The sequence below is a fragment of the Rheinheimera maricola genome (assembly GCF_016918075.2).
Classification (GTDB): Bacteria; Pseudomonadota; Gammaproteobacteria; order Enterobacterales; family Alteromonadaceae; genus Alishewanella; species Alishewanella maricola_A.
This window is the reverse complement of the sequence record NZ_JAERPS020000004.1, coordinates 122,137-148,290: the sequence shown is the minus strand read 5'-3', so window position 1 is coordinate 148,290 and position 26,154 is coordinate 122,137. Positions and strand designations below refer to the sequence as shown.

The following is a 26,154-nucleotide window of genomic DNA, read 5'->3' as shown; positions in this document are numbered from 1 at the left end:
TGTCCTTACCCATAGAAAACCAACGCATAGTAAAATGCAATGCGTTGCGTATCTCCTTTGAACAGTCTGTTAGATGTGAATTAATCGCGTTTGTAAATGTCATTTCTTGTTAAGCCTAACACGCTAAGAATATCATCTAATGGTAAAGAGCTTGCTTGATTTGACACTGAATTGTGTCCTAGATTTTTAGCGACCAATACTTGGCTGAGGTTCCCATTTACATAAACCCCAATTCCTAGCTCACATTGGCTAGGCCAAAGGTTTCTTGAATCATATCTATCCACTTTATCTTCAAGGCTTCGTTGACAACCAGCATAACCTCTTAATATATGCGAATCTTCAATGGACCATTCCCCATCATGAGGTCGAATAACTACGTGTAAAATGGGTTTGTCTACAATTTTAGGATTCGTGAGTTTGTATAACATGGTTAAGTCATTGCTACTTAATAATTTTCTTTTAGTCTTTGACACGTAATTCCCTTTACAATTGTTTTCTAAGTTTGATCGCATTAGTTGATGTAACAGCAAAACTATTTAAGTTGTTCTGCTCCATAAAAAAGTAGCCCCTCGGTTATGCGCGTTTGGGAGTCTGCATTATCAGTTTTTACCACCTTAAGTCACAGGCTCAACTCTCGAACAGAAACAAAAGGCCTTCCGGTTTCTGCGGCTCTCCTGACTTTTGCTGCCACAGTTGCCTCAAATGACATACGAAGCCTTAATATCTCATACAAGTCGAATCCATCCATACACACAACTCTCTTACCACGCCCAAATGCATTTAGGCCATCCTGGGTGAGTCCGCTGATACTCACAAATAGTCCACGTGACCAAGAGGCTTTTTCTCCGAGCTTACCTTCAAATGTGTGTAAATCACCTGCGCCGATTGGGGCATTTTGCCACTTTGCCTCCAAAAGGTATGTTTCATTTTGAAGCTGAAAACTACCATCGATCTGCTCCCCTACCATCCGGAAAGATGCTCTGGGTGCTAATCCATAAACTTCGAATAATTCTTTAAGAAAGCGTTCAAACTCATAACCACGTGCTTGTGGCTGCAACTCTGAAAGCTTGATGAGTTTCTGCATAAGAACATTGGACACAGATTCATCGAGACTTTGTGTTGCAGCAGATTTGGCTGGATTTGGAGATTTTTCTTTGCCGGTTAATCGTAGAATAATATTTTCCAGCAAGTCCCGTGTGGTATTTGATATTCGAGCATCAGAGTATATTTCCCACGCCTCTACCAGCCCTTCAAGAAGCATTACTAATTGTGCGACAGTTGCGAGATCCCAAAAAGCACGCATACGTTGAGCTTTGGAGCCAGATCCGTTATCAAAACGTTGATCGTAGATATTTACGCCTACAACTTCTCGAAAAAAATCATCGAATGTCCTGTTCGAGAAGTTGAGAACATAGCCTCCGCCCATTCCCAGCTCTCGCTCAAGTTTTTGCTTTTCTATGTGAGTAAGACTAGACACTTGCATTCCTCAACGCTTGTTCGACAACTTACCTTATTTTTAAAGATATATTTGCTCATGCTTGCAAACTAACGTATTGAAGATTACACCTCATGTTGTGACCTAGCAAAGACCTATAAGTACAAATGTAATTTACGTTTGCGAAAATGTGATTTCCGCTTGTGGCTCTAAGCAGCCAGGAGGCTGCAATTCGTAAAGTACTGACTATCTGAAAGTATTGGGTCTAATCAAGACTAACCATAAAAACGCTGCCTTATTTCCTCACAATATTTAGTGCGGTATACCAGCGTTTGTTGCAGTTTGGCTGCATCCTGCTCGGTAATGCGTTCGGCGCTTTTAGTAGCCAGTAAAAACTCCATGATGTTGAAATTGATGCGCTTCATGTCGTTTAGTACTTCAACTTTCTGCGAAAACAGCATCACTTTTCGGTAGTGGCCGTTATTTAAATCTTGCAGGTACTGCAGCAGGATGTTTTTGCGTGTAGGCAACTGCTTAAACGAATGCTCCATTTCTACTGCAGTAATGCTGCCATCACTCTCCTGCACAATTGCATCCACATTGCGCCAATGCCCGGCCTTACTTAAGCGACGTACTTCTATGTCTGTTATAAAGCCGCTCCAGATATCCTGGCTGTGAGTGCTGCCGGTACTGCTTTGCGGCATGCCGAGAAGAATGATGAACTGCATGATTAAATCGTGGTACAGCGTATTCAGGTTTACCCGTAATTCGGGCTGCGATGTGGAGCGAAAATAAATGGGTATGCCGGTGAGTTCTTCCGCATACAGCGCCCCACTGCGGCTAAGGATATAAACCCGCTCATCGGGCGAGCGATGGGTTGGTACTACCTCCAGCAGTTCTTGCTGCACCAGCTTATTTAAATGCACTAATGCCTGTGCTTTTGACATGCCATACAGCCATGCGATTATCAGTGGAATTGTCATGCCAAAGCGCCCGACTATTTTAAGGGTGTATTCACGGCGGGCTTTGCCGATTTGCTGGTTATTGCTGCCATGTCGATATTGCATATCGACAGCGAAGTACCGTTGGTACTGTTCAGTAATGTCTGTGGACATACTTTATTACTCCTGTTTCTGAATGTTAATGTCAGAAATAGGTATCTCCGCTTTAAGCAAATTTGTGCAATTTAGGCTTAATTGCTGCGTATTTTCATTGCCAGATGCTGTGCAGCCCCGCTTGTTATGCCACTTGCGATGATTATCGCAAGCCAAACCTGCTGTGCAGGATGACCAACCGGCCCTTGCCGGTTAGCCATGTGCTCTGCCGTGCCCGCCACTCCTGGCCTCTCGAGGCCGGATTGGCTTTACGCGCCTTTGGCGCTAGCCCGTCAGAACACCAGGCGCATGTACCGGGGCGTTGCCCCGTACCACCCCCGAAATTCGCGGTGTGGGTTCGCCGAATGCTGCGCATTTGTCCCGGCTGCACCTCACCAGCCGTTTCTGACGAAACGGTCGGGGTTTAGGTGTCTCCCCTATCGGGTATCCCCCTAAATTTTGCGCTTGGGCGCAAAACGATTTCGGGGGTGGTACGGGCCAGCCGTACATGCGCCTGCTTCATAGGAAAACGGCATTCGCCGCTCTCCTATTCCGCGTTTTGCTGGTTTATTGCATAAACGTTTTATTACCTTTTCTGTTAGAAAAAGTAACCTATACGCTGCGCTATTTGCAGTTTAATGGCAGGTCACCAAACGCAAGATCGATAGCCGCTTTAGATTTAATGCTATCGATTTGCGCGTATATCTGAGTGTGTTTAATATCGGTATGTCCCAGCGTTTTACTGATGGTATTTATATCAACGCCCTTCAGTGCCTGCAGTGACGCAAAGGTGCGTCGCAGGTCATGTTTTCTAATCCGGATATCCTTATTCTTCGAATACAAACCGGCACTTGTAATCACCTTTTTCCAGATAGCATCGCCTCCCATAACATGACCGCTTGCAGAGCGATTACTTGTGAACACAAAAGGGCTTTCTGAACGTTGTTGGTAACGATTGCTGAGTATTTCTATAGCCTGGGCAGTTAACGGCAAATGGTAGGTTTTATTTGTCTTGGTTTTAATGGCTGGAACTATCCAGGTGGCATTGTTAAAGTCTATTTCATCCCAACGCATGGACTTAACATTACCAATTCTCGCTCCGGTAAACAGTGCCATTTTAAACAGATCCGTGAATACCGGATGATTTAGTGTATTGAGTTCAGTAAGCAGATTTACGATTTCCGGCATCGACAAATAACGGCTTCTGACAACCCCTGTTTCCTTCTTCAACAGGGATGCGGGGTTAAACTCCAGCGCATAGTTATCTTCGTACACTAAGCAATAATTAAACATGGCTTTTAGCACGGTGACGCACTTGTTATGAATGGTATAGCCCTTAGCTAAAAAGATATTTTTCAGACACTTTGCCAGCCATTTCCGGTTTAGTTCCGTAATATCTAACTTACCCAGCATCGGTTGCAGATAATTAGTGTACGTGTGGTGCAGAGCATGCTGCCGGTTACCTGAGGTTTTACGATGTTTTAAATGGTTGTCGTAGTAGGCACGGTAGGCATCTTGTACGGTGAAGCCAGATAAACGCTCTAATGTTTGCAGCTTTTTCAGATCGGGCGGCAAGAAAGTCCGGTGTCGCTTCTCTTTTTCAGAGTTAACCAACTCTACAACTCTTGCTCTGGCATCAGTTAAAGATACCTCATTAGCAAAGCCAACTTTAACTGAGCGAGCTTGCCCTGCCACCTTGTACATGGCATAGTACGTTTTGCTGCCTTTTGGTGTAACCACCAATTTGAGATTTGGCAAGTGTTTATCGGTGTAACGACGGGTTTTACACTCAGGCAAAACGTCGGAAATTTTTTTCTCCGTGAACGGAAAAGTAGACGATAAAATTTTCACGTGACACTCCTTATGACACTAAGATTAAAGTGTAAAAAGGAGGTGTAAACGCTGATTTTCTGAAGGTTTCGACCTGCCCACAGCCCTTTAAAACCGTCCCAAGGCTCTCCAGCTGGGGCCACCATTCCTTACAATCATTTAGCTTAATTTCGTTTTATCTTTCTCTAGCATTGGCATACCGCAACGACAAGTTACTGTTTGTTGCCGACAATAGCAGTGCTGGAATAAAACTGTATTTTTTCGATAGCTAATAAAAAACCCGCATCAGCCGCGGGTTTTCACAATTGAAGCTATCGCACCAGCTTACGCTTTTCTGCGAAACGCCAATCCAGCAATACACAAACCTAACAGCGCCAGCGTTGATGGTGCTGGAATGTCAGATGGTGTGCTAGTGATGCCCGTTACGACAAATTGTGACGCATCAGTATTGCCTGGCACTGCTGACAGTATACCTAACAAACGTTGACCGTCAGAAAAATCGATTGTTGCCAGGGCGCCAATCAGCTGATTGCCTAACACTGTTGAAGCTCCGTTGTTAAAGTCAACATCAATAGCCCAGCGGAACATTTCACCCGGGTTAAAATCAGTGAAGAACAAATCTAACAAGGTCGCGCCGTCTGCAAAGACTGGTAGGCCAACTAGCCCGGTTGTTGCGCCAGTGCCACCTTGCGGGGTAAAAGGCACTGCAGAACTGCCGGTAAAGCTACAAGGGCTGATATTGTCACCAGGGAACTGCAATGTATCAAAACAAGTACCAGTGGCACTAATATCTAACTGAAAGCGGGTAACAAACTCACCACCATCAGATGAATTGGTGATAGAGAACCCCTGTGTCCAGGTATCACCATCAATGATAAAGCCTAAAATGGGTGTGGCTTGTGCTGCCATGCTAACTGAAGTTAACAACACAAACGAAATTGCTTGAATTATCCTTTGCATAACACTGTCCTATATATGAAGTTTATTTGCTGATGTTGTAGGTAATATTTATTTATCCGAAGATGATTATTTTCCTAATATACCTTGTTAGAACCAAAAGTTACTCACAAGTAGAAAAACACAAGCAAAAAACATTCCAGCTCAACATTTTCAGTAAGTTACACTCTAAGCAATGCATGAACTGTAAAAAAACTAGACAGTTACATTCCAGTCAACTGTCATTTATAGTGCTTTTCGCGACATAAAGCCCAGCAACTAACCCTCCGGGTTATCTGACAATATCCATTTCGTCCAGTACGTTCTGTGCGCCATCTACGTACTGCATTAGCCACAGCACATAACGGATATCAACATGTATCGCACGGGTAATTTCAGGATTGAAATACCAATCTTTGTTGATAGATTCATAGGTAGAGTCAAAGTTTAACCCTACCAGCTCACCTTTGCCGTTCATTACCGCCGAACCTGAGTTACCGCCGGTGGTATCTGCACTGGTTAAAAAGTTTACCGGCACCGAATTAAACGCTTCTACCTCTGGTTGTGGGCAGCTAAATAGTTTGCAATGCCAGGGCAGCTCTGTTTTAGCCGCCAAATCCTGGTAGAAATAGCCGCTAGTCTTGCCATTATTGTAGGCATCTACCAGTTTTTGCGGTGCGTTAAACGGATACTCTGGCTGACGTTTGGCAATCAGCCCCTTAACCGATGTAAACGGAGTTTTATACACACCATCTTTTGCTGGATAACCGTCTACCGAACCGTAAGTTATACGCAGTGTGCTATTCGCATCCGGGTAAACCGGCTTTCCCTGGGCATTGTTGTAGGCAATAACCGCCTGCATATACGCAGGACGCATTTGCGACAATTGGCCACTGATGGTCTTTTCTTCCAGCTCAAGCGCTTTGTTTTTTTCATAAATCGCCACGGCAACTTTAATAAAAGGGTCGTTGCTTTGCGCAAACTCAGCCGGGGTTTTACTCAACCAGGCTTTACGGCCGGCAGTGTTGGTTAACCCGCTTCGCGGATATAACGCAGCCAGTTTCGCATTGATATCAGCCAGACTCATACCGACACTAAGCTCCAGGGCGCTATCTAACTCTACTACCCGCACCTCATTCGGTTGGGCCAGATATTCTGCCAATTGCTCCGACCAAATAGCTAGATCCATTACCGGATCAAAGCTTTTTTCCATCCGGACTAAGCGGCTTTCAATCATATTTAAGTCACGTTGCTGATAGCCCATCTCTCGCTCAGCGTCCGGCTTTTGGCTTTCTATCGCCAACCGGTATAAGGTCATCGCCGCCCTTAAGACATCACTGCGTTTGGCATTATCAAAATAATAGGTTTGCCGGGTGAAAGCCTGTTCAGCGTCAATTACTTGCGTCAACTCAACAATACTTTGCTGATAAGGCTTACGGCTGCTGTCGCTGCTAATCCAATCGAGCAACGCCTGCTGTTGCTGCTGTTTTATAGCGTGAATATCCGTTACCTTAAAACCATCGAGTAGGCCCTGCAGTTTTTTCATTCGGTTGTTAAGGCTTTTCACAGTCGAGGCATATTTTACTTTCAGATCCGCATCTGCTGCGCTTAATTGGTCAATCGTATTAATCATTTGCTGATAAGTTTTAACCTGTGCGGGGTACTGCCAGTTGGCAGCAAAGGCAATTTCATCTGCCAAACGATAGCGGCTGGTACGGCCTGGATAACCAGCCAGTAAAATACCCTCACCCTGACGCACGCCAGTGGCATTTACTTTGAGGAAGTTTTTACTCTGATATGGCACGTTGTCGATAGCATAAGGTGCAGGTTTACCGTCTTTGCCCACGTAACCGCGGATAAAGGTGTAATCACCGGTATGGCGTGGGTATTCAAAGTTATCTATGTCGCCACCAAAATTGCCAATGGACTCGCTTGGTGCGTACACCAAGCGCACATCTTGCAACATAAGCTGTTTAATCTGGAAATACTCTAAACCATGATGAAAGCTAACCACCGAGCAACGGTAATTGGCATCAGATTCACAGCTCTTGATCAACGCTTTACGATTACTCTCAATCGCCTCATAGCGCGCCGCACCGGTTAGCTCTGGCGCTAAATTAGCCGATACCTGTGCTGTTACATCGGTAACAGACTCGGTAATATACAACCGCTCCTGCGCACCGGCTGGTAACTCCTCTGCTTTGGTTTTCGCCAAAAAGCCTTTTTCAATCAGGTTATTGTCTTTGGTTGAGTTATTTTGAATAGCGTTATAAGCACAGTGATGGTTGGTTACTACCAGACCATTGGGCGAGACAAAAGACGCTGAGCAGTAGCCCAAACTTACCATAGCATTCATCGGGTATTGGCTTAAATCGGCCAGCTGCTTACCGGGGATCTCAATGCCCTTGGCAGTGAGTTCAGCTTGCAATTGTGCCAACTGATGCGGTTGCCATTGGCCTTCATCAGCCGTTGCAGCAAAGCTTATGCTTAGTGCTGCTGCAATTAACAGGTAAGGTGTTTTCATCGTGTTCCCATAGATTCTGGTTATCATAGATTTTGGTTATTGTTATTACGCCGGTCGAATTATCCACGTTCAGGGCGACCATGCAACCACGATCGGCTTGGTGCAGTGCTTTCACGTTAAACTGTGGTTATCCGGCGCAGACAGTGCGGCCGAATTGCGTTAATCTGGCTTACCCTTACAACCTGGTTTCAAGGTGTCGTAATGCAATTAAAATCGCTACTAATCAATACGCTGCTGTTATCTGCTTGCCTGGCCGGCAACGCTGCGGCACAAAACAGCCATACACTTAACCTGACCGAAGCCAATAAGCTGGTAAGCCTGCCGCTGCACTGCGTTGAAACTCCCTACCCGTATAAAACCGGGGCAGTGCTGGCCAGTGCAGCCGATTTACAACCGCCATCAGTAGTACACCCGATCTTTTACGGCTGCTTCGACTGGCACAGTGCGGCACACGGCTACTGGTCGCTGGTTACCTTACTGCGCCAATTTCCTGAGCTTGAACAAGCCGACGCAATCAAAGCCATACTGCAGCGCAATTTAACGGCAGATAAGGTGGCGCAGGAGGTGGCGTTTTTCAGCAGAGACATTAATGCCTCGTTCGAGCGCACGTACGGCTGGGCCTGGCTGTTGAAATTGTCAGATGAATTGCATAGCTGGCAAGACCCGATGGCAGCGCAACTGGCCGCCAACTTAGAGCCATTGGCCGATCTGCTTGTTGAACGTTATATCAGCTTTTTACCCCGGTTGTTATATCCGGTGCGGGTGGGTGAACACACCAATACTGCCTTTGGCTTAAGTTTCGCTTACGATTACGCGGTGAACCGCAAACACACTGCGCTACAGCAGTTAATTACCCAACGGGCAAAAGACTATTTTCTGCAAGACAAAAACTGCCCTATCAGCTGGGAACCAAGCGGTTACGATTTTATCTCCCCCTGTTTGGAAGAGATCGGCCTGATGCAGCGCATTTTACCCGCAGAGCAATTCTTACCCTGGCTTAACGGCTTTATGCCGCAGCTGGCCAACCCGCAATACAGCCTGGCGGTAGGTAAAGTTAGCGACCGCACCGACGGCAAGTTAGTACATTTAGATGGTTTAAACTTCAGCCGCGCCTGGAACCTGTATGCCCTGGCCAGGCAGTACCCGCAGTATACGCATTTAGGTAAAATTGCCGACCAGCATCTGGCGCACTCTTACCCAAATCTGATTGGCGATAGCTACGAAGGCGGCCACTGGCTGGGCAGTTTTGCCATTCATGCGCTTAACAGCGCTAAGCCGTAAAGGAAACCTATGAGAATTATCGTCAAAAGCCTGTTAACCGGCCTGGCCATAGTGCTGCCGCTGATTATTACCATTGAGCTGCTACGTTGGTTACTGCAACTGGTTGAAACCAGCCTGGCACCGTTGTTCCAACTTGCATTACCCGCCAGCTGGTATTTACCCGGCATGGCAATATTGGGTTTTATGCTGCTGTGTATTGTTATTGGTTACAGCACGCGTTGGTCAGGCTTTAACTGGCTATGGCAATTACCCGGCAAAATTATGCTTAAACTGCCCGGCACCAGCCAGATTTATGGCATGTTGCAGGATATTATCGAGCTGATGTCGGGTAAAAACTTTGCCGATGGCTCAGTGGTTATGGTAAAGCTACCCGGCACTGAAATTGAATTGATTGGCATTATTACCAAACAAGGCGGCCAGACAAATGATCGCATGTCTTCGCTGATGCAGGACGAGCAGCTGGCGGTGTTTATTCCAATGGCTTATAACGTCGGCGGTTACACCATAGTCGTGCCGCGCAGCTGCACCCGTAACCTTGATATGAAACCGGCTGAGGCATTGCAACTGACGCTAAGTGCTGGCTTGGGTAGCAATAAAGCCCCGGGCAAGACTCAGTAACTTAAGCTCTTAGCCCAGCAGCATCCATAGCGCTACGCCAAACATCAGGCTGGCGCCGATGCGGTTTAAATATTGCACCCGGTTGGCTTTAGCAAAAAACAGCGCCAAGGCTTTGCCGCCGCTGGCGTATAGCAGCATAGAGCCAAATTCCAGTAAGATAATAATCACTACCAGCACCAGCAACTGTGGCCAGAACGCCAGTTGGCTATCGATAAAGGGCGGCAACAGCGCCATATGAAAGGCCCAACCCTTGGGGTTAGACACGGCGGTAACAAACCCCTGACTAAACAAGGTGCGCCTTGCCAGCCGCGCAGGCAGATCGCCGGGTTTAGGTAGTGCCAGCTTGCCTTTCGCCCGCCACATTTGCAGGCCTATATAGCCCAGATAGCAGGCACCGGCAATTTTAAACCATTGAAACACGGCCGGAAATTGCAGCATTATCGCCGCCACGCCGCATACCGCCAGTATTGCTACCAACGCCACGCCCAGCATTTCGCCCCACATCATCCACAAAGTACGGCGCACGCCCTGGCTCATGCCCAACGTCATCGCCAGTGTCATGCACATACCCGGTGTCACCGAGACAAATAAAAACGTCGGAATAAACGCACCCAGCAGGGCCAGATTAACCATAACCACCTCAGCATAAAACTGGCGCTATTCTGGCCGGTTGCAGCAGCGCCAGCAAGGGCTTTTGGCAGGGTTTTTCTGCTACTGAGCGTAGTGAGGTTTAATCAAACCAGTTTTCGACTATCAAGCCGGAAATTCGGCAGAATTCACTGGTATTGCGCGTAACCAGTATGGCTCCGCTGGCTAATGCACTGGCGGCGATAAGGTTATCCAGCGGGCCTATCATACAACCTTGTTGCTCCAGATCGGCGCGTATATCAGCAGCGATTCTGGCAGCTTTGGCTTCAAACGGAATAATCTGAATTAGCTTCAACAATTCATTCAGTTGCTCACGCCGCTTCGCCGGAGCCTGGGATTTGGCAATACCGGTTTCCAGCTCATATAACACCACTGCTGGCAGCAAAATATCTCCTGGAGCCTTTGCCAGCAGCTTTGGCGCAACATTGCCCATGCCTTTGAAAAAGTAAATCAGGGTATTCGTATCCAGCGCGTATTTCATAATGGCTCTCGCGGTGTATCTTCCCCTTGCTCAGCGCGTAGTTCGTCTTGCTGTGGAAATACCTGCCAAGTGCCGGCCATTTCACGCACTGTCTGCGGCCAGTCGTTGTGGCAGTGCTGACGAATAAGATCGGCAATCCACTGGCTTTGCGATACCTTCGCTTCAGCCGCAGATTGTTTTACCTGCTGGATTAGCTCGTCATCCAGATAAATCGTAATTTGCGCCATAAGCACCTCCGACTTAAAATATAAGTGCAAGTATAATTGCCATATTAAAAGATGCATAATACACCGGCAAGGTACATAGTATATTGCCTTAGCCTTGCTATGCGCTCGTTACCTTTAAGCATTGTCTACACTGTTTGGGTGGGTATCGGTATGGTTGGCGCGGTGATCTTTGGCGTCATTTTCCTGAAAGAACCCGTCAACACGGTGAAGGTATTAAGTTTGCTGCTGATTATAAGTGGTATTCTCGGCCTGAAATTATCCTCGGTCACTTAAGTCAGAGCTAAACAGCTGGCTAAATGCATTGCACAGTTGGAACACCAGTGCAGTAGCGCCGTACTATTCCGCTTGTGGGAAAGATAGCCGGCACTGAGGTATCCCTACTGATTCGTGCTAATTTAGCCAGAGAATAAAAAATCCACCCTGTAGTCGAAACTAACCCCACTGTTTCGACTAAGCTGTGATACAGCCAGTTAAAACCTGTATTGTGCGGCACTGAACTGACTATTGAGCAAAGCGGCATACCAGAGGCGATACCTGTTGAGTTTTGTTACGCCGGCTGGCAGGAATCGCTGCAGTTGCTGGCCCTGCTAACAGAGCCGGAAATTCCGGATCAAGCCTGAAACCCTCGGCTATATCAGCCAGCCACAACTTAACCGGCCACATGTCTGGCCGGTCGTCACATCGCCCCAACCTAATCGCCTTACACTGCATTTGTTCACACCGCGAAACTTGGTACGTAAGTTTGTACATTTACATTGTCTAATTGTACAAACATTGGTACTATCCCTGCATTCCGTTTTAGCTGTGGCAGTTAAAGAACGGTATGTTGAAACATAGGAGCTAAACCGAATATGAACATTCTTACTGTTAGCGAAGCACGGGCTAACTTTAAGGCGGTTATTGATACTGTACTGGATACTCACGAACCGACGTTAGTGACAAACCAGCGCTCTGGTAACGTTGTGATGATTTCTCAGGAAGATTACAACGCCATGCAGGAAACGCTGTACTTACTAAGTACACCGAATAATGCAAACCGTTTGCGGGAATCGGTAGCACGCATTAAAGCCGGCGCCTTCGAGGTGAAGGAACCCTTTTCAGATGAGCAAAAAACTAACTAAACCCGGCGTGGCTTTTGATGCAAACGCATGGGATGACTACCAATATTTTAAGCAGTACAACAAAAAGCTAAGTGCCCGTATTGATGAGCTGATAAAACAAGCCATGCGCTCACCGCTAGAAGGCAAAGGTAAGCCAGAACGGTTAGTCGGCGACTTCTCCGGCTTTTACTCACGCCGGATAGACCGCGAGCACCGCTTAGTTTACACCTACATAGACGGTTATCTGGTAATAGCTCAGTGCCGGTTTCATTATTAAAAGCGAAGCCAAATAAGCTACATATGAAGCTTTTTTTGCTTCATTTAGCAGTTAACTGCAGGGAAAAGGGTCTGCACTAATTTAATCTAAAAATGCTGCAACTCCATTCTCAAGCGTATGTTGCGCCATACGCACCACCCTGCTATGCTGCGTATAACGCAACGCCCGATAGCGCTATAGACTCTATGATTAAAAGCTTTAAGCACAAAGGGCTAAAGAAGTACTTTGAAACTGGCTCTACCGCCGGTATTGACCCTAAGCAGGCAAAGAAGATAAGTAACCGGCTTATAGTACTGGATTTAGCCAAAGAGATTAACGATATCGATCTGCCCGGCTTTTTTCTGCATCCGCTAACCGGAGACCGCAAGGGTCAGTGGTCAATAACGGTAACAGGCAACTGGCGTATAACGTTTGAACTGAACGACGGCGATGTGTACATCGTAAATTACGAGGATTATCACTAATGGCCACTATGTATAACCCGCCCCATCCGGGTGAATTGATTAAAGAAACCATGGAAGCACTGGATGTTAGTGCCCGCAAATTGGCACTAGCATTAGATGTCGCGCCCTCTACCGTGCAAAGGCTAATAAGCGGTAAGTCTGATATTTCACCGGAAATGGCGATTCGTCTTGCAGCCGTTATCGGTAGTTCAGAGCGCGTCTGGATGGGTATGCAGGATGCGTATGATCTCTGGCATGCCAGGCAGAAAATTGATACGTCTAAACTGCAGCGGCTATGTAGTGCTTAGCCAACAAACACAGGCAAACGGGGATGAATCAATGTCCCTGACCCTATTTATTCCTATTTATTCAAGGTAATAATGAAGAATGCATTTTGCGAGTCCTTTCACACCAATAAGACAGCTGATTTTCGCGTAAAGATACTCTACACCACTCAAAATATAAATTAATAAGCTCTTAAATCAATCTAAGGTAAATTAAATAAATTATCCTCACCTGTCGAATTCAGCCCTGCTGCTTCGACTAAGCTGTGATACAGCCATTTACAGCGGTGCTTTGCTGCCGCCTTTGTCACAGGAGATTCGTTATGTCAGCTAATACCGTAACACTACACCGCGTTATGAAAGCTACTCCAGAAAGACTCTATCGCGCCTTTTTAGATGCTGATGCCTTAGCCAAGTGGTGCCCGCCACATGGTTTTACCGGCAAGGTACACAGTATGGATGCACGGGTGGGCGGTGGTTATAAAATGTCGTTTACCAATTTTAATACCGGCCAAAGCCACAGTTTTGGTGGCACTTATCTGGAGTTAACGCCAAACGAGTTGATCCGCTACAACGACCAGTTTGATGACCCTAGCCTACCCGGCCAGATGCTGGTAACCATTAAGTTAAAACCGGTATTGTGCGGCACTGAGCTGACTATTGAGCAAAGCGGCATACCCGATGCGATACCTGTTGAGTTTTGTTATGCCGGCTGGCAGGAATCGCTGCAGTTGCTGGCCCTGCTGACTGAGCCGGAAATACCAGATCAGGCTTAAATCAGCTGAACACCGCCACCAAAGCTGCGGTAAATGCCAACCAAAGGCTCAATTCACATTTTTGTGTAGGAGTCTAAAATTGACCAAGTGAAGCAAAAAAGACTACACTTGTAGCTTATTTGGCTTCACCTGAGTTTATTATGTCTGCACTTGTTTCACTGTTGTTTAAAGAATATCGCCGTCAGGTGCTTGGCTTACTGCTGTTGCAGCCGGATCAAGCGTTTCACATGCGTGAAATTGCCCGCTTAACCCATACCCAACCCGGTACTTTGCATAAAGAGCTGGCGAAACTGGCCGATGCCGGTATTTTAAAAAAGACCTTGCAAGGTAACCAAACCTATTATCAGGCGGACGCCAATTGCATTCTGTTTGACGAGCTAAGCAGCATTATGCGCAAAACCAGCGGTCTGGCTGATGTACTGCGCCTGGCACTACAATCACTAACTGACAAGCTGCAGTTTGCAGCCGTTTATGGCTCTGTTGCCAGCGGTAAGGCAACATCGGCCAGCGATATTGATGTTTTGTTAGTCGGCAATGCAGGCTATGCTGAAGTGGTGGCCGCACTGTACCCGGCTCAGCAAGAGCTGGGGCGCGAGATAAACCCAAAGTTGTATTCCGTAATTGAGTGGCAGGACGCACTAAATGCTCAATCTGGTTTTATCAAGCAGATACTCGCCAGCCCAATGCTGCCGATACTAGGAGACACGGATGACATTAGACAACCTGATAGGGAAGTCGTTGGAGCGCATTGAACCCGATAGCACTGCCATACAGCGAATACTGGAAGCTGCGCAACGCAATCTCAAAGATGCTGAGCTGACAGGTTTAAGCAACGAAACCCGCTTTGACACAGCTTACAAAGCCATTATGCAACTGGCTAATGCGTCTTTACAGGCGTCTGGCTTTCGGACGCTAACCAGCAAACCCGGACATCATCAAACGTTAATTCAATCACTGGTTAAAACTGTGGGCATTGAAACTGACAGAATGATTGTTCTTGATGCACTTAGAAAACAGCGCAATATTACTGATTACTCAGGCGACTTAGTCGAAGATGCGGCTGTAACTGAATGCCTATTGCAAGCTAGGTACTTACTGCAAACCGTAACAGTTTGGCTGCATTCGCAAAACTGAAACTCTGCGGGCAAGTAACAAGTTTAGGGATTGTCTTTTAACTCTGACAAAGCAGTATGAGTCAGCTGTATTTTGCTTGCCGCTCAGCAGTAACGTCATGTTTTTTCAAGTTGCGCATCCATCGGTTATGTTCTAGATTGGGTATTCGGTACAAGCTGATAAATATTAAGAACTTCAATTACTTTTGAAAGTAGTTCTTTGTTGGCCAAAATAACGAGAAAGGGATGTCTTATGAAGTTGAGCCACGTACTGTCCACATTAAACCAGATAGAAAAATCAAAGTTCATTACATGTCTGGACAAATTATGTTCATCAGCAGCTCCCGGTGACGAAGTAATATCAAAAGCACTGAGTAAAGTTAATCGCCAGATTAAAGACGCGTCTGGCAGTGAAATTACGCATCTTTTCAACGCCGTTGCAATTCAGTATCAGGACTCAATCCGCGAGAAGCTGGCACTAAGCGACGCGTCTATGGCACTGCTGATAAACATTCTTACCCGTGATGGTAATGGTATTGCCCGTATATCGTGGGTTGAACAACTTTATAACCGTGAGTGGGAAGCATTAGACGCCCTGGCACAGCAGATCCAACAAGATCTCGATAGCAACCTCACGGAAGACTATGGTCATGCACATCGGCTAAAAATTTTCCGTGATTGTCTGAATGTAGCCTATACCAACGATGAGAGAATTAATCGCCAGGCAAATATCACCGACGACGAGCGCAGCATTCTAAATACACTGGCCCATCATCTGAAAATTTCTCATGATGAAGTAGTAGCGATAGAACATTTATCCGAACCAATCAAAGCCGGAAAGCAAACGGTAGAAAACTGCCTGCAAGAGCTGCGCGATATGGGTGTGATATTCGTTAATCGAAAAACATCCGAAGTGCTAATCCCAGATGAAGTGGTTACGGTATTAAATCAGATCCAAGGTAAAGAGCTGGCCGATAAACACTTACTAAGGATCTTACGGGTGCTGTCTGACGCTGAATTATCAAATGTCTTAAAAAGTTACGGTAAGCGTATTCGCAGCGTTAGCCGGGCAGAGAAAATCAGTACCATTCTGCATTCAGGTATCGCCGTGCGAGATATGTTGTCACGCGATTTATTCGACGAAGCTGACAACCAAAATAAACGTAAAGAGCGCTTAAAACAACTTATCGCTGATTTGGATATCGACGCTGACAAAATTGGTTTCACGCTTGATGAACGCATCGACGTCATTTTGCAAAGCCTGAATACGGCTGCCGACCACGAGTTTGATGCTATTAGCGCAACGGGTTACAAAGAAATGTTTGATGCTCTGGTGCAGAACTTTCAAGGTACCGATGCAACGGGCGTCCCTGAAACATTAATACAACGCATCCGGTTCGAGTATGAGCTTGAAGAGACTGAGGAAATCAACGTTGAGCGTCTACGGGCATTAAGTATTACACCGCATGACGTTTTATACCTGCTGACTAATGATGAAGTTAAAGAGCTGCGCGATAACCTGAAATTACCCAGAAAAGGCAACCCCAGAACGAATATCCTGGAAGCATTCGCCAATGCCAACGACAAACTAATTGAAAACTACGCCGCTTTGGCAAAGCGCGATTTGTTAGCGCTCAAAGCTGTTGGTATTGAAATTAACGAAGCAGATATTGGCGTGAAGTTTGAAGAGGCAACAAAAACGATCCTGGAGCAATTGGAACTGGACGTTGACGAGGAACTGCGCAAATCGATAAATACAGCAAAAGATAAAGCTGACATTATTATTTCTATTAGCGACGATGACATCATTATCGGCGAAGCGAAAACCTGCAAAGAAGGTGATTTTGCCAAATACTCAGCCACATCCCGCCAGATAAAAGCCTACGTTAATCGCTGTGAGAATCAGGGCAAACGTGTAGCGCAGGTCCTGATTATCGCCCCCAGCTTCTCGCAGGACTTTATCGAATCTGCAGAGATGGACACCGAAGTGAATATTTCGCTGTTAACAGCCGAAGGTTTAAAGCAAATTTACGATGCATACAAAGCCAAACGCCGCCCGAATTTTTCAGCCAGGTTGCTAACAAAAGGCGGTCTGCTTAAGGCCGAATTGATTGCGAAAAGTATCTAGAAAAAAGGCAGCTGTGCTAATTTACTGGAAAAGTGCTACGACCCCATTTTCACCATTGTAAAAAAAGAATTAACGTTGTAACTTACTGAAATAGGTACCTTAATGGTATGTGTGAATAAAATACTTAACTACCGATACAAAACGATACTGCGAAAAATCTAGATTTCACAAAAATTTACCAAGGGATCAGTATGGATTGGATTATAGAGAATAAAGAGTGGCTATTTAGTGGAATTGGCGCAACCATTGTTGCATTTATTTTAGCGAGAATGTTTTCAGAAAAAAAAGATGAAACAATAAGACAACCACAGACAAACAATATCGGATTAGAAATAAATAACTTCGGCAACAGTCCAAACTCAGATAAAAGATTAAAAATTACTGATGATAAAAATTACAATGAAAAAAAGAAAAAAACCCTCGATGAATTTAAAAATGAAACAAGAATATTATTCATCGACGACGACACCAGATTCAAGGTGTCAAAAATACTAATTAAAAGCGGGTGGGTACACACTAAATTAATAAAGGACTGTGAAACATTAGACGACATTGACATCGTAAATGCTTCAATATTATTTATTGACGTTCAAGGTGTTGGTTTAGCTATGGGTTTTAATGATGAAGGCTTAGGTCTAGCTCTTGCAATAAAGCAAAAATATCCTAATAAAAAAGTAGTCATATACTCTGCTGAAACTCAAGGCGACAGATTCCACAAAGCCCTGAGAGCAGCTGATTCATTTTTAGCAAAAAATGCTGACCCATATGAATTTCAAAGGCTTGTTGAAGATTTCACTGTTGGATTAGAGTGTTAAATAATGTCAATTCGCTATCGAATTCAAGACTCACAAGAACGGGTAGTTTATTGTGGTCTATTACCATATGAAATTACGTTATTGGATAATGTAAACTCTCAGTCTCAGAAAGTTGGTGATATTGGTATAAGAGCAGGTTTTTTAAAAAATGAATCATTTACAGTTTACGGTTTCAGTTCAGATCAGGATTTTGTTAAGAGCTCTCAAAAATTTAAAACTCAATTGAATGCAATCTTGAATACTACAAACTATATTGAAGAAATAATCAACGACACAAAGAAATCTATCAACAAAAACACTAGCAGACTAATACATAACTTAACCACTCTGAATGCCCACAACATTCAAGAAATATACTCATTGATACCACAAGAAGGGATAAGTAGAAATTCTAGAGCTCAGATCTCGTATGCCGAAGATATTGTCAAGAAAGACCCTAAAGAGGCTGCCACTACTTTACTTAGAATAGCTAAAAACAATGCATCTATGAAAGTAGAGTTTTCGGTTTTTAAAAAATTATTTGATAGCAACCCAGAACTGCAAATAAGAAAACACAACATCCATAAAGTTTTAATGAACATGTTCTATCTTTTCTTCCCTGATTTCACGGATAAGAACGTTAAAGTTGTTGTCGACAACGAAAGCAATCATATTGCGTTTTTTGATTACGAATCTATTCATGTTGCTTTGTACCACCTAATTGAAAATGCAGCCAAATATATTAAACCTTTTTCAACTTTAAACATTAATATCAGTAATAATGGTGTTTACTCACAAATTTCAATGGATATGATTAGTACAGAAATAGAACCTGATGAGGTAGAAAAAATATTTTTGGAGGGTGTTTCTGGTTCTCTTCCTAGTAAAATTGGAAAAGCAGGAGATGGTATTGGAATGTATATGGCAAAAAAAATTATTGAATTAAACACCGGTTCTATTACTGTATATCCATATCCTGATACCCTAGAAGAAACTTTAGGCTTTAAGTTTCAAAGAAATGTTTTCACGATAAATCTACCAAATTCCAAGCAAAACCTAGCCGGCAATTAAGCTGTTCTAAAACCTATTTGACACTCACATCGCTAAAAAAAGCCATAAATAGAAAAGCCGGGCAAACCGGCTTTTTTCATATCAAACAACCCTACATCAACTGTATCCCGCCACCAAAGCTGCGATAGATACCAACTAAGCGGACAAAGCTTTGCTGTTGCAGTTGGGCTAACTGATCGCGGCTGCGCAGCAGTTCGCGCTCGGCGTCGAGCAAGTCTAAAAACTCACCGGTGCCGGCGTTGTAACGCTGGCGGGCAATTTGCACCGCTTTGTTACTGGCCTGCCATTGCAGTTCGGTGCTTAGCTGCTGCTCGCGGCTTAAGTTATAGCTGTTAAGCGACAACTGCATCTCGTTGATGGCGTTAAATACCTGCTGCTCGAACTGTGCCAGTGCCATTTGCGAGCTCGCCTCAGCGCTGCGAATACGCGCTTTAACCGAGCCTAAATCAGCGGCTTGCCAGCTTAGCGCCGGTGCAACCGACCAGCTTTGGGTATCACCGCCCAGCGTTAGGCCCGGGCCAGATAAAAAGCCTAAAAAGCCCCGCACGGATACATTTGGGTATAAATCGGCGGTGGCTAAGCCAATTTCAGCTGTGCGGGCTGCCAGCACACGCTCGGCGCTGGCAACATCAGCGCGGTAGCGCAGGTAGTTTTCGCCTTCAACCACCGCAACCGGTTGCTTTAATTCAGGCAGTTGCGGTACGGCCCCCAGCTTTAACTGGCCCGGCTGTTGCGCCAACAAAGCCGACAAGGTGGCATCTGCGGTTAGCAGTGCAACACGGTAAGCCGGCACGGCCGCCTGCACCTGATGCAACTGCACATCGATTTGCGCCAGCTCTAGCTCTGAGGCCATACCGGCTTCCAGCCTTGCTAATACAATGTCGCGGCTTTGCTTAAGGTTTTGCAGGTTTTGCTCAGCCACCAACAAACGCAGCTGGGCGCCACGGTATTCACCGTAACTGGTGGCCACCTGGCTAATAAGCTGTACCTGAGCATCGTGCCATAAAATGTCGGCCTGCTGTGCGTTCGCCTCGGCGGCTTCTGTGGCACGACGAATTTTACCAAACAGGTCCAGATCCCAGCTTAAACTGCCCCCCGTGCTATAGCCCCGGGTAACCACACCGTTGTCGGCCACTGACAAGGTTGCGTTTTCGCTGGCCTGATAGCTGGCGTCTAAGGTGCCTTTGGGCAGGTAGTCGTTGTTGGTATCACGAAATACCGCATACGCTCTATCAACATTCGCTTTAGCCTGCGCCAGGGTTCTATTTTCGGCCAGCGCCCACGTAATAAGCTGGTTTAGTGCTGCATCGTCAAATGCCTGCCACCAGCTTTGTGCGTGTTCAGCTTGCTGATACGGGCTGCTAAAGCTGATATCCGCCACCTTAGCCGGTGTTTTATAGTCTGGCCCTACAGCACAAGCGCTTAAAGATGCTGCAACCAATATCGCCAACGTAGAATGGTGTAAGAACTTACGCATGGTGTGCTCCTTTCGCGTCGGTAACGTGCTCAGCAGGTACTGCTTTGTGCTCGCCACGCTTTGCCAGCATGTAGTAAAACAGTGGCGTTAGAATTAAGCCGAATATTGTTACGCCTATCATGCCGGCGAATACCGCCACGCCCATGGCCTGGCGCATTTCGGCACCAGCACCACTGGAGAACACCATGGGCACCACGCCCATAATAAAGGCGATAGACGTCATTAAAATGGGCCGTAAACGCAGGCGTCCGGCTTCCAATATGGCCTCCATAGCGCTCATGCCATGGTCTTGCAGCTCTTTGGCGAACTCGACAATTAAGATGGCATTTTTAGTTGCCAGCCCCACCAGCACAATTAAACCAATCTGGGTGAAGATGTTGTTGTCACCACCGTAAATAAGCACGCCACTTAGCGCCGATAACAGTGTCATCGGAATGATCAGAATAATCGCCAGCGGTAAGCTTAAGCTTTCGTACTGTGCTGCCAACACCATAAACACCAGCAGGATCACCAGCGGGTAGATCAACATGCCAGCGTTACCGGCCAGAATTTGCTGATAGGTTAGCTCGGTCCACTCGTAGGTCATGCCATTTGGCAGGGTTTCAGCCAAAATTTTCTCAATCGCGGCCTGTGCTTCCCCACTGCTAAAGCCCGCTGCTGCGCCACCGTTAATTTCAGCGGTGGTAAAGCCGTTGTAGTGCATTACGCGGTCTGGCCCGGCGCTATTGGTCACATTAATAAACGAACCCAGTGGGATCATCTCACCGCTGTTATTGCGCACTTTTAATTGGCCAATTTGCTCTTGCGTTTGGCGGAACTGCTCATCAGCCTGCATGTTTACCTGATACGTGCGGCCAAACTGGTTAAAGTCATTCACATATACCGAGCCCATATAGGCTTGCAGCGTTTGGAACACCTCATCCAGCGCCACGCCCTGCTGCTTGGCTTTGGTGCGGTCGATATCCAGATCCAGCTGCGGCACATTAACCTGGTAGCTGGAAAATACTCCCGCTAATTCAGGCGTTTGCCAGGCTTTCATCATGACCTGCATGGTAACCTTATACAGCTCTTCGTAACCGTAGTTAGCGCGGTCCTGAATTTGCAAGCGGAAGCCACCAATGGTCCCCAAGCCTTGCACCGGCGGTGGTGGGAAAATAGCGATAAAGGCATCTTCAATACCGGCAAGTTTTTGATTAAGCGCCGCCGCGATCGCACCGGCAGACAGTGACGGATCGGTACGCTCGCTAAAGTCGGTTAATGGTGTAAACACAATGCCGCTGTTCGGGCTGTTGGTAAAGCCATTGATACTCAGGCCGGGAAACGCCACCGAGTTCGCCACGCCAGGTTGCGCCAGCGCGATACGTGACATCTCTTTAATTACCGCTTCGGTACGATCCAGTGATGCGGCATCAGGCAACTGTGCAAAGGCCACTAAATACTGTTTATCCTGTCCCGGCACATAACCGGTAGGGGTGGTAGCAAACTGCAGGCCGGTTAAGCCCACCAGTGCCACGTACATCACACCCACGATAACGCCAAACCGGATCACCTTTTTTACCAGCCAGCCGTAGCCGTTGGACAACCGGGCAAAAAAGCGGTTAAACGGGCCAAACAACCAGCCCCCCAGCAATGTATCCATACCACGGGTTAATGCATCTTTTTTCTCGCCGTGGCCTTTTAATAACAGGGCCGACAGCGCCGGGCTTAACGTTAACGAGTTAATAGCCGAGATAAAGGTAGAAATAGTAATGGTTAAGGCAAACTGCTTATAAAACTGCCCGGTTAAACCCGACATAAAAGCAGTAGGAATAAACACCGCCGCCAGCACCAGCGTAGTGGCAACAATAGGTCCGGTCACTTCTTTCATCGCTTTTTGCGTCGCAGCAATCGGCGATAAGCCTTCACTGATATTACGCTCTACGTTTTCTACTACTACGATGGCGTCATCCACCACGATACCGATGGCCAACACCAGACCAAACAAGGATAAGGCATTTAGGGAAAAGCCCAGCAGATGCATAAAGGCAAAAGTACCCACCAGGGATACCGGCACTGCCACCAGCGGAATAATAGACGCCCGCCAGGTTTGTAAAAACAGCACCACTACCAGCACCACCAGCAACACCGCTTCAAGCAGGGTTTTTACTACGGCTTCAATAGAGCCGCGCACAAACACGGTTGGGTCGTACACAATGTCGTAGCTTAAACCGTCCGGGAAGTTTTTTGACAGCTCGGCCATTTTGGCGCGTACATCGTCCGAAATTTGAATGGCGTTAGAGCCGGAGGCCTGGAAAATAGGAATGGCGACGGCATCTTTGTTATCCAGCAGGGAGCGCAGCGCATAAGTTGACGCGCCCAGTTCCAGCCGTGCTACATCTTTTAACCGGCTGATTTCACCGTTCGCCCCCACTTTAATAATAATGTCTGCAAATTCTTCTACTTTGGCTAAGCGGCCTTTAACGTTGATCAGCAGCTGAAAATCAGCCTCTCCGCTTGGCTGTGCACCTAAGCTGCCGGCAGCGGCTTGCTGGTTTTGTTCGCGAATGGCCGCAGTAATTTGTGCCGGTGACAAGCCAAGCGCCGCCACTTTATTCGGGTCTAACCAAATGCGCATGCTGTAGTCGCCAGCGCCAAACAAGCGCACTGCGCCAACACCTTCTATCCGTGCCAGCTCGTCTTTTACATTCAACGCCGCATAGTTAGACAGATACAGCATGTCATAGCGGTTATCCGGTGAGGTTAAATGCACCACCATGGTTAAATCGGGTGACGATTTCTCGGTTACCACGCCTAAACGTTGTACTTCTTGTGGCAAACGCGGCTTGGCGCGTTCTACCCGGCTTTGTACCTGGGTTTGCGCTAAATCGACGTCGGTGCCAATAGCAAAGGTAATGGTTAATGTCATGCGACCATCAGAGGTGGCCTGCGATGACATATACAGCATATCTTCTACGCCGTTAATCTCCTGCTCCAACGGCGAGGCCACCGTTTCAGCTATCACCTTCGGGTTAGCACCCGGATAGTTAGCCGTTACCACCACGGTGGGTGGCACCACTTCCGGGTATTCGGTAATAGGCAGTTGCCATACCGCTATAGCACCGGTAATAAAAAACAACAGTGAAATCACCGCAGCAAAAATAGGCCGGCGAATAAAAAATTGCGACAACATAATCGTTTCCTTAACCCTTGTCCTGACCCTGTTCTGGCACTGTATTGGCATTGACCGGCATCAGCGCACTGGCCTGAGCCGTCAGCGCACTTTCTGTTTGATCCAGCAACTGTTGCTCAACCCGCAAGCTGGCAAGTTGCTCATCGCTGGCCATCGCTACGACGTTCGGCTGTATCTGCATACTGGGGCGCACGCGTTGCAGGCCATTTACCACTATGCGGTCTTCTGCAGCCAAACCGCTTTTCACAATGCGTAAGCCGTTTACCTTTTCGCCCAAGGTTATGGCGCGGTATTCCAGCTGATTAGCCGGGTTTACCACCAGCACAAACTTGTTGTTTAAATCTGTACCTATGGCTTTTTCGTCAATTAACACACCATCGTAACTGGCACTGCCGGCCAGCTTGATGCGGGCAAATAATCCCGGCAGCAAACTGCTGTCGCTATTGGCAAAGCTGGCACGAATACGGATAGTGCCGGTTTGCGCATCAATACGGTTGTCAACAAAGTCGATATTGCCGCTGTAACGGTAGTTACTGTCGCTGGCCAGTGCCATATACACCGGGTTAGCCGCTTCATCCCGAGTGTTGGCCCGCTTGCCCTCTTGCGATAAACGGACATATTTCAGATAGGTTTGCTCATCGACATCAAAGTAGGCGTACATTTTATCGGTAGACACCAGGCTGGTTAACGCGCTTTGGCCGGCACTGACAAAGTTACCCGCCGTTACCTGTGCATAAGACACCCGGCCACTGATCGGCGCGCGAATACTGGTGTAGCTTAAGTCCAGCTCAGCGCGCTGCAATGCTGCGGTTACCGATGCCACAGTGGCAGCCGTTTGTTGTTTACGGGCTAAGCGGCTGTCCAGCACTTCGGCTGATATTGCACGCTGGGCAGCAAGCTTTTCTGCCCGCAGGTATTCACTTTCGGCCAGTGCCGCTGCACTGTGCGCGCTTTGTAATTCAGCTTTAAACCGTGCGACATCGGCGGCAAAAGGACGGGGATCTATCTGTACCAGCAAGTCGCCTTTTTTTACCAGCGCGCCCTCGGCAAAATGCACCTGCTCAATATAGCCCGACACCCGCGGCACCAGATTAACCGTCTGTGGCGCTTGCAAACGGCCGGTGAATTCATCCCATTCAGTCACCCGCTCGTACACCACCTGCGCCACGCTCACTTGTGGTGCAGCCGCACCCGGCGCCTGGCCAGCCGCTTCAGGATTGCCACAAGCCGCCAGCACCAGTGCGGCGACACTGCCCAACATAAAAGTTCTTACCGTGTTTGTTCTGCTCATGACGTTATGCTCCACATTTTGTACCAGGCAGCTTAAAAGCTGCTAAAATAGCGTTCAATTATGTACCGACCGGTAAATATATAGATCAACAAAAATTCGTCAACCTATTTCTGTACCGAGTGGTAAATAAATTTAATACTACACAAGATGATTTTGTTCTAAGCTGAAATCAGCCCCGCGGTAGAGAGCGAAATAACCGGGCGGGAAACACACAACCCACCGGATCATGGCAGCAGTGTACGCGTGCCGGCAGGCGGGTTTAATGCCGGATGCTGGCGCATTCTTGCCTTAAGCTACATAAGACAGTGCGCCGCAGTATCGCCGGGCCAGGTTCAGCACCTGACATACACCCTGGCAATAAATTTGTACTAGACGGTAAATAACCCTTACTGGACAAGGGGTCTTTTGCTGTTTACTATATCAGCAAGTATTAATGCAGGAGTCGAACAATGTCAGAAGTAAGTTGCACTCCCAATGTAGGCCGGCCGCGCGCTTTTGATATGAACACGGCGCTGGAAAAAGCGCTGGAAGTATTTTGGCGCAAAGGTTATGACGGCACCTCGTTATCCGATCTGACCGAAGCGATGGGCATTAACAAACCCAGTTTATATGCTGCCTTTGGTAATAAAGAGCAGCTGTTTTTAAAGGCCATTGAGCTTTATGAAAGCCGGCCCTGCTCGTTCTTCTTACCGGCACTGGAAAAGCCCACCGCTTACCAGGTAGCCGAACATATGCTGTATGGCGCAGCATTGAATATGGCCGACCAAGCTCATCCGCAAGGCTGTGTGGTGGTTCAGGGCGCGCTGTCGTGCAGCGAAGCCGCCGCTACCGTAAAAGAAGCCTTGCTTAATCGCCGTGTTGAAGGCGAACAAAAATTGCGTGCCCGCTTCGAGCAGGCCAAACTTGACGGTGATTTACCCGCCAGCGCCGATGCCGAAACCTTAGCGCGTTATTTAGGTACCGTGTTGCAGGGTATGGCCATTCAGGCCAATAACGGTGCCACTTCTGAGCAATTACGCCAGGTTGCCGAAATGACATTACAGGCCTTTCCACGTTAAATCTATGATTAAGCCAGAGCGCAAAACTTTTTCTGTTCTGGCTACTGTTTAAACTGCACGTAAGGCTTTATGATCGCCACCTTTGTTGCTGCCAACTGCG

The 26,154-nt window shown here is 47.0% G+C and carries 27 protein-coding genes; 15 read left to right on the top strand and 12 right to left on the bottom strand.

Annotated elements, in window-relative coordinates; translation table 11 throughout:
* Window positions 1-80: 80 nt before the first annotated feature.
* From I4W93_RS12025 to I4W93_RS12000, 6 genes are all read right to left on the bottom strand, one after another.
* Window positions 81-473 (bottom strand): hypothetical protein, encoded by a 393-nt coding sequence (locus I4W93_RS12025; RefSeq protein ID WP_205311546.1) that lies wholly within the window; start codon window positions 471-473, stop codon window positions 81-83.
* Between the two features lie 146 nt (window positions 474-619).
* Window positions 620-1,477: a restriction endonuclease gene (locus I4W93_RS12020; protein WP_205311547.1), complete on the bottom strand. Its 858-nt coding sequence runs from the start codon at window positions 1,475-1,477 to the stop codon at window positions 620-622.
* A gap of 233 nt (window positions 1,478-1,710) precedes the next feature.
* A complete protein-coding gene (locus I4W93_RS12015) occupies window positions 1,711-2,550 on the bottom strand; it encodes a hypothetical protein (RefSeq protein WP_205311548.1) in 840 nt (279 codons plus the stop codon).
* A 603-nt stretch (window positions 2,551-3,153) separates the two neighbouring features.
* Window positions 3,154-4,380 carry a tyrosine-type recombinase/integrase gene (locus tag I4W93_RS20535; protein ID WP_205311549.1) on the bottom strand — a complete coding sequence of 409 codons (1,227 nt, stop codon included), beginning with the start codon at window positions 4,378-4,380 and terminating at the stop codon, window positions 3,154-3,156.
* A 303-nt stretch (window positions 4,381-4,683) separates the two neighbouring features.
* Window positions 4,684-5,319: a PEP-CTERM sorting domain-containing protein gene (locus I4W93_RS12005; protein ID WP_205311550.1), complete on the bottom strand. Its 636-nt coding sequence runs from the start codon at window positions 5,317-5,319 to the stop codon at window positions 4,684-4,686.
* A 268-nt stretch (window positions 5,320-5,587) separates the two neighbouring features.
* Window positions 5,588-7,819, bottom strand: coding sequence for a S46 family peptidase (locus I4W93_RS12000; protein ID WP_205311551.1), 2,232 nt, complete (start codon window positions 7,817-7,819; stop codon window positions 5,588-5,590).
* Between the two features lie 201 nt (window positions 7,820-8,020).
* Between I4W93_RS12000 and I4W93_RS11995 the strand changes: the two genes are divergently transcribed.
* Window positions 8,021-9,100 carry a DUF2891 domain-containing protein gene (locus tag I4W93_RS11995; protein ID WP_205311552.1) on the top strand — a complete coding sequence of 360 codons (1,080 nt, stop codon included), beginning with the start codon at window positions 8,021-8,023 and terminating at the stop codon, window positions 9,098-9,100.
* Window positions 9,101-9,109: 9 nt separating this feature from the next.
* On the top strand, window positions 9,110-9,718 hold the full coding sequence (locus I4W93_RS11990; RefSeq protein WP_205311553.1) for a DUF502 domain-containing protein: 609 nt from the start codon (window positions 9,110-9,112) through the stop codon (window positions 9,716-9,718).
* A 9-nt stretch (window positions 9,719-9,727) separates the two neighbouring features.
* Here the strand turns inward: I4W93_RS11990 and I4W93_RS11985 are convergent, their stop codons facing one another.
* From I4W93_RS11985 to I4W93_RS11975, 3 genes are all read right to left on the bottom strand, one after another.
* Window positions 9,728-10,351: a LysE family translocator gene (locus tag I4W93_RS11985; RefSeq protein WP_205311554.1), complete on the bottom strand. Its 624-nt coding sequence runs from the start codon at window positions 10,349-10,351 to the stop codon at window positions 9,728-9,730.
* Between the two features lie 97 nt (window positions 10,352-10,448).
* The gene (locus tag I4W93_RS11980) at window positions 10,449-10,847 is read right to left on the bottom strand and encodes a type II toxin-antitoxin system VapC family toxin (RefSeq protein ID WP_205311555.1); all 399 of its coding nucleotides are present in this window, start codon (window positions 10,845-10,847) and stop codon (window positions 10,449-10,451) included.
* On the bottom strand, window positions 10,844-11,074 hold the full coding sequence (locus tag I4W93_RS11975) for a ribbon-helix-helix domain-containing protein (RefSeq protein WP_205311556.1): 231 nt from the start codon (window positions 11,072-11,074) through the stop codon (window positions 10,844-10,846). The genes I4W93_RS11980 and I4W93_RS11975 overlap by 4 nt, the downstream gene beginning before the upstream one ends.
* Before the next feature lie 51 nt (window positions 11,075-11,125).
* Here I4W93_RS11975 and I4W93_RS11970 point away from each other — a divergent pair, with 51 nt between their 5' ends.
* The 12 genes from I4W93_RS11970 (at window position 11,126) to I4W93_RS11915 (ending at window position 19,059) form a co-directional block, all read left to right on the top strand.
* Window positions 11,126-11,347: a DMT family transporter gene (locus tag I4W93_RS11970; RefSeq protein ID WP_224673410.1), complete on the top strand. Its 222-nt coding sequence runs from the start codon at window positions 11,126-11,128 to the stop codon at window positions 11,345-11,347.
* Window positions 11,348-11,556: 209 nt separating this feature from the next.
* Window positions 11,557-11,694: an SRPBCC family protein gene (locus tag I4W93_RS11965; RefSeq protein ID WP_224673408.1), complete on the top strand. Its 138-nt coding sequence runs from the start codon at window positions 11,557-11,559 to the stop codon at window positions 11,692-11,694.
* Window positions 11,695-11,925: 231 nt separating this feature from the next.
* The gene (locus tag I4W93_RS11960) at window positions 11,926-12,195 is read left to right on the top strand and encodes a type II toxin-antitoxin system Phd/YefM family antitoxin (RefSeq protein ID WP_205311558.1); all 270 of its coding nucleotides are present in this window, start codon (window positions 11,926-11,928) and stop codon (window positions 12,193-12,195) included.
* Entirely contained in the window at window positions 12,176-12,451 is a 276-nt protein-coding gene (locus tag I4W93_RS11955) for a Txe/YoeB family addiction module toxin (protein ID WP_205311559.1), read from the top strand. Before I4W93_RS11960 ends, I4W93_RS11955 begins: the two co-directional genes overlap by 20 nt.
* Window positions 12,452-12,636: 185 nt before the next feature.
* Window positions 12,637-12,915 (top strand): type II toxin-antitoxin system RelE/ParE family toxin, encoded by a 279-nt coding sequence (locus tag I4W93_RS11950; RefSeq protein ID WP_205311560.1) that lies wholly within the window; start codon window positions 12,637-12,639, stop codon window positions 12,913-12,915.
* Window positions 12,915-13,202 carry a HigA family addiction module antitoxin gene (locus I4W93_RS11945; RefSeq protein ID WP_205311561.1) on the top strand — a complete coding sequence of 96 codons (288 nt, stop codon included), beginning with the start codon at window positions 12,915-12,917 and terminating at the stop codon, window positions 13,200-13,202. Before I4W93_RS11950 ends, I4W93_RS11945 begins: the two co-directional genes overlap by 1 nt.
* 299 nt (window positions 13,203-13,501) lie before the next feature.
* The gene (locus tag I4W93_RS11940; protein ID WP_205311562.1) at window positions 13,502-13,954 is read left to right on the top strand and encodes an SRPBCC family protein; all 453 of its coding nucleotides are present in this window, start codon (window positions 13,502-13,504) and stop codon (window positions 13,952-13,954) included.
* Between the two features lie 140 nt (window positions 13,955-14,094).
* Window positions 14,095-14,706 carry a nucleotidyltransferase domain-containing protein gene (locus tag I4W93_RS11935; protein WP_205311563.1) on the top strand — a complete coding sequence of 204 codons (612 nt, stop codon included), beginning with the start codon at window positions 14,095-14,097 and terminating at the stop codon, window positions 14,704-14,706.
* Window positions 14,663-15,088 carry a DNA-binding protein gene (locus tag I4W93_RS11930; RefSeq protein WP_205311564.1) on the top strand — a complete coding sequence of 142 codons (426 nt, stop codon included), beginning with the start codon at window positions 14,663-14,665 and terminating at the stop codon, window positions 15,086-15,088. Before I4W93_RS11935 ends, I4W93_RS11930 begins: the two co-directional genes overlap by 44 nt.
* 231 nt (window positions 15,089-15,319) lie before the next feature.
* On the top strand, window positions 15,320-17,194 hold the full coding sequence (locus I4W93_RS11925) for a hypothetical protein (protein WP_205311565.1): 1,875 nt from the start codon (window positions 15,320-15,322) through the stop codon (window positions 17,192-17,194).
* 191 nt (window positions 17,195-17,385) lie between these two features.
* Window positions 17,386-18,009, top strand: coding sequence for a DNA-binding transcriptional response regulator (locus I4W93_RS11920; RefSeq protein WP_205311566.1), 624 nt, complete (start codon window positions 17,386-17,388; stop codon window positions 18,007-18,009).
* A gap of 3 nt (window positions 18,010-18,012) precedes the next feature.
* The gene (locus I4W93_RS11915) at window positions 18,013-19,059 is read left to right on the top strand and encodes a sensor histidine kinase (protein WP_205311567.1); all 1,047 of its coding nucleotides are present in this window, start codon (window positions 18,013-18,015) and stop codon (window positions 19,057-19,059) included.
* A gap of 91 nt (window positions 19,060-19,150) precedes the next feature.
* On the opposite strand, the gene I4W93_RS11910 is transcribed toward I4W93_RS11915, so the two are convergent.
* The 3 genes from I4W93_RS11910 to I4W93_RS11900 are packed head-to-tail and all read right to left on the bottom strand — an operon-like array spanning window position 19,151 to window position 24,996.
* Complete coding sequence (locus I4W93_RS11910) at window positions 19,151-20,536, bottom strand: efflux transporter outer membrane subunit (RefSeq protein ID WP_205311568.1); 1,386 nt, start codon at window positions 20,534-20,536, stop codon at window positions 19,151-19,153.
* The gene (locus I4W93_RS11905; RefSeq protein ID WP_205311688.1) at window positions 20,529-23,708 is read right to left on the bottom strand and encodes an efflux RND transporter permease subunit; all 3,180 of its coding nucleotides are present in this window, start codon (window positions 23,706-23,708) and stop codon (window positions 20,529-20,531) included. The genes I4W93_RS11910 and I4W93_RS11905 overlap by 8 nt, the downstream gene beginning before the upstream one ends.
* 7 nt (window positions 23,709-23,715) lie before the next feature.
* The gene (locus I4W93_RS11900) at window positions 23,716-24,996 is read right to left on the bottom strand and encodes an efflux RND transporter periplasmic adaptor subunit (RefSeq protein ID WP_205311569.1); all 1,281 of its coding nucleotides are present in this window, start codon (window positions 24,994-24,996) and stop codon (window positions 23,716-23,718) included.
* A gap of 449 nt (window positions 24,997-25,445) precedes the next feature.
* Here I4W93_RS11900 and I4W93_RS11895 point away from each other — a divergent pair, with 449 nt between their 5' ends.
* Window positions 25,446-26,054 carry a TetR/AcrR family transcriptional regulator gene (locus I4W93_RS11895; protein WP_205311570.1) on the top strand — a complete coding sequence of 203 codons (609 nt, stop codon included), beginning with the start codon at window positions 25,446-25,448 and terminating at the stop codon, window positions 26,052-26,054.
* Window positions 26,055-26,154 lie beyond the last annotated feature (100 nt).

What these genes read in the sequence shown, in the direction of transcription:
- I4W93_RS12015 (WP_205311548.1), bottom strand. Translation starts at nt 2,550, where the DNA reads ATGTCCACAGACATTACTGAACAGTACCAACGGTACTTCGCTGTCGAT.
- I4W93_RS12005 (WP_205311550.1), bottom strand. Translation starts at nt 5,319, where the DNA reads ATGCAAAGGATAATTCAAGCAATTTCGTTTGTGTTGTTAACTTCAGTT.
- I4W93_RS12000 (WP_205311551.1), bottom strand. Translation starts at nt 7,819, where the DNA reads ATGAAAACACCTTACCTGTTAATTGCAGCAGCACTAAGCATAAGCTTT.
- I4W93_RS11995 (WP_205311552.1), top strand. Translation starts at nt 8,021, where the DNA reads ATGCAATTAAAATCGCTACTAATCAATACGCTGCTGTTATCTGCTTGC.
- I4W93_RS11990 (WP_205311553.1), top strand. Translation starts at nt 9,110, where the DNA reads ATGAGAATTATCGTCAAAAGCCTGTTAACCGGCCTGGCCATAGTGCTG.
- I4W93_RS11985 (WP_205311554.1), bottom strand. Translation starts at nt 10,351, where the DNA reads ATGGTTAATCTGGCCCTGCTGGGTGCGTTTATTCCGACGTTTTTATTT.
- I4W93_RS11980 (WP_205311555.1), bottom strand. Translation starts at nt 10,847, where the DNA reads ATGAAATACGCGCTGGATACGAATACCCTGATTTACTTTTTCAAAGGC.
- I4W93_RS11975 (WP_205311556.1), bottom strand. Translation starts at nt 11,074, where the DNA reads ATGGCGCAAATTACGATTTATCTGGATGACGAGCTAATCCAGCAGGTA.
- I4W93_RS11970 (WP_224673410.1), top strand. Translation starts at nt 11,126, where the DNA reads ATGCATAATACACCGGCAAGGTACATAGTATATTGCCTTAGCCTTGCT.
- I4W93_RS11960 (WP_205311558.1), top strand. Translation starts at nt 11,926, where the DNA reads ATGAACATTCTTACTGTTAGCGAAGCACGGGCTAACTTTAAGGCGGTT.
- I4W93_RS11955 (WP_205311559.1), top strand. Translation starts at nt 12,176, where the DNA reads ATGAGCAAAAAACTAACTAAACCCGGCGTGGCTTTTGATGCAAACGCA.
- I4W93_RS11950 (WP_205311560.1), top strand. Translation starts at nt 12,637, where the DNA reads ATGATTAAAAGCTTTAAGCACAAAGGGCTAAAGAAGTACTTTGAAACT.
- I4W93_RS11945 (WP_205311561.1), top strand. Translation starts at nt 12,915, where the DNA reads ATGGCCACTATGTATAACCCGCCCCATCCGGGTGAATTGATTAAAGAA.
- I4W93_RS11940 (WP_205311562.1), top strand. Translation starts at nt 13,502, where the DNA reads ATGTCAGCTAATACCGTAACACTACACCGCGTTATGAAAGCTACTCCA.
- I4W93_RS11935 (WP_205311563.1), top strand. Translation starts at nt 14,095, where the DNA reads ATGTCTGCACTTGTTTCACTGTTGTTTAAAGAATATCGCCGTCAGGTG.
- I4W93_RS11930 (WP_205311564.1), top strand. Translation starts at nt 14,663, where the DNA reads ATGACATTAGACAACCTGATAGGGAAGTCGTTGGAGCGCATTGAACCC.
- I4W93_RS11925 (WP_205311565.1), top strand. Translation starts at nt 15,320, where the DNA reads ATGAAGTTGAGCCACGTACTGTCCACATTAAACCAGATAGAAAAATCA.
- I4W93_RS11920 (WP_205311566.1), top strand. Translation starts at nt 17,386, where the DNA reads ATGGATTGGATTATAGAGAATAAAGAGTGGCTATTTAGTGGAATTGGC.
- I4W93_RS11915 (WP_205311567.1), top strand. Translation starts at nt 18,013, where the DNA reads ATGTCAATTCGCTATCGAATTCAAGACTCACAAGAACGGGTAGTTTAT.
- I4W93_RS11910 (WP_205311568.1), bottom strand. Translation starts at nt 20,536, where the DNA reads ATGCGTAAGTTCTTACACCATTCTACGTTGGCGATATTGGTTGCAGCA.
- I4W93_RS11900 (WP_205311569.1), bottom strand. Translation starts at nt 24,996, where the DNA reads ATGAGCAGAACAAACACGGTAAGAACTTTTATGTTGGGCAGTGTCGCC.
- I4W93_RS11895 (WP_205311570.1), top strand. Translation starts at nt 25,446, where the DNA reads ATGTCAGAAGTAAGTTGCACTCCCAATGTAGGCCGGCCGCGCGCTTTT.